The sequence below is a fragment of the Oceanitalea stevensii genome (assembly GCF_014837105.1).
Lineage (GTDB): Bacteria > Actinomycetota > Actinomycetes > Actinomycetales > Actinomycetaceae > Oceanitalea > Oceanitalea stevensii.
Genome location: NZ_JACSPO010000031.1, coordinates 1 through 507, shown reverse-complemented (window position 1 = coordinate 507; position 507 = coordinate 1). Strand labels below are relative to the sequence as shown.

Annotated in this window: 1 pseudogene; it reads right to left on the bottom strand. The window is 73.8% G+C overall.

The annotated features are described in order from the left end of the window. Positions 1–507 (bottom strand): annotated as a pseudogene (locus H9624_RS16275) (InlB B-repeat-containing protein); the annotation flags it as partial.

Here is a 507-nt window from a genome sequence, read left to right as displayed (position 1 = left end):
TCGGCCCAGCGGCCGTACATGAAGTGGACGTCGGTGGAGCCGCGCCAGGAGTTCGAGAGGTGGAACTCCGCGGAGCGACGGTCCGGCGCCGGGGGCAGCCCGCCGTCGGTGGTGAACGTGAGCACCCACTCCGCCGTGGCGCCCTCGGCCAGGACGTAGCCGTCCAGGGCGCGGGCGACGACCGTGACGGTGCCCGACGCCGGGTGCGTGCCGGCGGCGGTGACCTCACCGTTGACGAGGTACTCGACCCCGACCACGGAGGGGATCATCACCGTGTCGTTGTCGGCTCCCGGACCGTCCGCGAAGACGACCGCCGCGGGGGTCACCTCGACGAGCTCGGGCTCGCCGCCGTCCGCGGAGAAGGTGTGCGTCCACGAGGCGACAGCGCCCTCGGGGAAGACGAAGCCCTCGGCCGGGCGGGCCGTGACGGTCACCGTGCCGGCGCCGTCGTACTCGCCGGCCTCGACGACCTCACCGTCGACGACGTACTCGACGCCCTCGACCGCG